We start from the raw sequence: 2883 nt of genomic DNA, 5'->3' as shown, positions 1-2883 counted from the left end.
GTCTTCATCACATGGGTATGGGTGTTCGAGCCATGGTCGAACGGGTTGATGCCGTCGCGCACGCCGTCCTCGTTGACGTGCACCAGGAGGTCGAAGCCGAGTTTCTGCGCCATCTGGTCGCGAAAGGCGATCATCTCGCGGAACTTCCAGGTGGTGTCGACGTGCAGGAAGGGAAAAGGCGGCTTGGCCGGGAAGAAGGCCTTCATCGCCAGGTGCATCAGCACGGAAGAATCCTTGCCGACCGAATAGAGCATGACGGGCTTGGAGAAGGAGGCCGCCACCTCGCGGAAGATGTGGATGGATTCGGCCTCGAGCCGCTGCAGGTGCGTAAGGGCGATATTCATGGACTGTGAGCGTTCTCTCGTGCCATCCAGACCTTGCATCAACGGATCAGGCACCGTTTCGTAGAAACAGCCCGGTTCAAGCTTTGCTTCTGGACATTCGTGCCGGCGTTCTAGCAGATCGCGATTGCGGGGAACAATGCCAGACGCGCCCGCCAGACGGCCAATCCGGAATGAATTTTCCACGATCGGTGCGTATGTGGGAAAATCCTGCCCTACCGCCTGATGCATGACAAAGAACGGAGAAACTATTGCCTTTCGGGTGACCGCAGCCAGCCCGGCAGCGCGAGGTTCCCGCTCACGCGGATGCGGGCCGGGCTGCCGATTTGTGATGAGCCCTCCAGCGGCCGCACTATCGGGAATCGGACCCAGCCGCTATACCGGCCACAAATGCTACCCGCGCGCCGTGGCACCAGATAGGCTTCGAAGGTGATCGCGTCGCCGTCGCGGACCAACACGGCGTCCCAACGACCCCCAGACATTGCGAAACAGAGCATTGAACCCGCTTTTATCCATCAGACGGCACCTCACGCCCGCGCAGATCAACGTCTACTTCTCGATCCTTTGCTTCTTTTGTCCGCCGGTGCTGGGTTCGGCCGTGAGTTTCGTGTTCAACGGCGGCGGCCTTTGGTCGGTGCTTCTGCTCGCCCTGAGGCGGCGGCGCTTCAATTTCGACCCGCCGATGCTCGCCATGACGGTCGCGATCTATGCCTATTGCGCGGCATATCTGCTGGCGTCGGTCGTCAACAACGCGCTCCGGGCCGATGCGCCGCATCTCCTGGCGCTGGTCACCTTCCTGCTCTTCCCGATCTCCTACTCGACCTGGAGCATCACCGCCAAGGCGACGCTTGCCCGCATCGTCGTGGTGGCCAGCATGGCGGCATGTTTCGGCGCCCTCGTGCTGGCCGTGGCGCAGTATTACTGGCTAGGCATGCGGGCCGAGGGCGGAGCCGGAAACGCCATCCCATTCGCCACGGTCACCTGCCTCGGCGTCATGATGTGTCTGGCCGGCGCGCTTTCGGGCATTGAGCGACCCAAGGGCCTGCTGCTCCTGGCGGCCGTGACCGGCATCATCGCGATCCTCTATTCGGGCACACGCATCATCTGGGTGGCCGTGCCGGTATCGGTCCTCGCCGTGCTTCTGATCAACCGGCGCAAGCTGGAGGAGGCAAGTCTCGTGCGTCTCTTGCTGATCGCCGCCGCGATGTCGCTGGTGATCGGCATTCTCGGTTTCCACATCGTGTCGGAACGTGCGGATTTCCTATTCAGCGACTGGGACGCGCTTGCCAAGGGCGACCATTCGACGGCGACGGGACTGCGCGTGGCCCTGTGGCAAATCGGGCTCGATGCGTTCCGGGACGCTCCGATTTTCGGCCATGGCATCGCCGCCAGCCAGGCGCTGATGAAACAAGGTTTTCACGACCAGTTCGGCATGGCCGCGGGCTTCAGCCATTTCCACAACGGTTTCCTGACCGCGCTGGTGCAGGCCGGCTTGGCCGGGGCCATCACGCTGGCGGCGATCTTCGTGGTCGCGGCGTGGAACGCGGCAAGGGTCCTGCGCGCCAGCGCCGATCCGCTGGAGCGCTTCGGCGCAACGATGGTCGCCGTCACGGTGATCGTCTACCTGATCGGCGGAATGACCGGCATCCTGCTCGGCCACGATATCCTTGATTCGACATTCATGGTCTTCGTGGTCGCCGGGACCTACCTCGCATCGGGACGCCAGCAGGAGCTGCCGCGGGAGCTGGCGGCGGCGGCTCCGGCCGCCTGACCACGGGGATGCGCAAACCCGGGGTAACGCCATGAAAGTGCTGGTCACAGGCGCGACGGGACTCGTCGGACGCCAGGTCGTGAATCGACTGCGCGATGCTGGGCTCGAGGTGCGGATCGCCTCGCGTCACCCGGAACGGCTGGGGCGGACAAGCGACGCGGTTCTGCTGCCCGGCTTCGATGCCCCGGCCGATGCGTTCCTGGCGGTGATGCAGGATGTGACGCATGTCGTTCACTGCGCGGCGCTGAACAATGACCGCGACGCCAGCGAGCACGACTATCTGGCGGTGAACGGAGCGCTGACTGGGCAGCTTGCGGGTGCCGCGGCGACGCTGGCAAGCGGACGCTTCCTCTACCTGTCGTCGATCCGGGCGGTGGTCGGTCCCGGCTTCAGCGGCACCATCGATGAGGAGACGCCCCCTGCCCCGCAAGACGCCTATGGCAGCTCGAAGCGCGAAGGCGAGATCAGGAAGCTCGATGCCTATCGATCGGCCGGCCGTTCCGACGCCGCGGTGCTGCGCCTGCCGCCGGTTCATGGCGAGGGCATGAAGGGGAACCTGGCAACGCTGATGCGGCTCGCCGATACCGCCCTGCCGCTGCCGACAGGAGCCCTGACCGGGATCCGCTCGCTGATTTCGTCCGACGCGGTGGCCGGCGCGGTGCTGCAGCTTTTGACCAAGCCGGCGGCGCTTCAGCCCATTTATGTCGCCGGCGACCGCCCGCCCGCCACTATTTCCGAGATCGTCGCCGCCTTTCGGCGCGGCTTCGGCAG

Annotated in this window: 3 protein-coding genes; 2 read left to right on the top strand and 1 reads right to left on the bottom strand. The window is 64.6% G+C overall.

Features of this window, described 5'->3' with window-relative positions; translation table 11 throughout:
• Positions 1-344, bottom strand: a 344-nt coding sequence (locus EN780_RS31240) for a phosphoadenosine phosphosulfate reductase family protein (RefSeq protein WP_148674714.1), incomplete at its 3' end; no start/stop codon positions are given.
• A 493-nt stretch (positions 345-837) separates the two neighbouring features.
• On the opposite strand from EN780_RS31240, the gene EN780_RS31235 reads away from it, so the two are divergent.
• Together EN780_RS31235 and EN780_RS31230 are read left to right on the top strand one after the other, a co-directional pair.
• Positions 838-2112 (top strand): O-antigen ligase, encoded by a 1275-nt coding sequence (locus EN780_RS31235; protein WP_127283825.1) that lies wholly within the window; start codon positions 838-840, stop codon positions 2110-2112.
• Positions 2113-2143: 31 nt separating this feature from the next.
• Positions 2144-2883, top strand: a 740-nt coding sequence (locus EN780_RS31230) for an NAD-dependent epimerase/dehydratase family protein (RefSeq protein ID WP_128276200.1), incomplete at its 3' end; no start/stop codon positions are given.

The organism is Mesorhizobium sp. M4B.F.Ca.ET.089.01.1.1 (assembly GCF_004022605.1).
Lineage (GTDB): Bacteria > Pseudomonadota > Alphaproteobacteria > Rhizobiales > Rhizobiaceae > Mesorhizobium > Mesorhizobium abyssinicae.
This window is presented reverse-complemented; position numbering and strand designations above follow the sequence as displayed.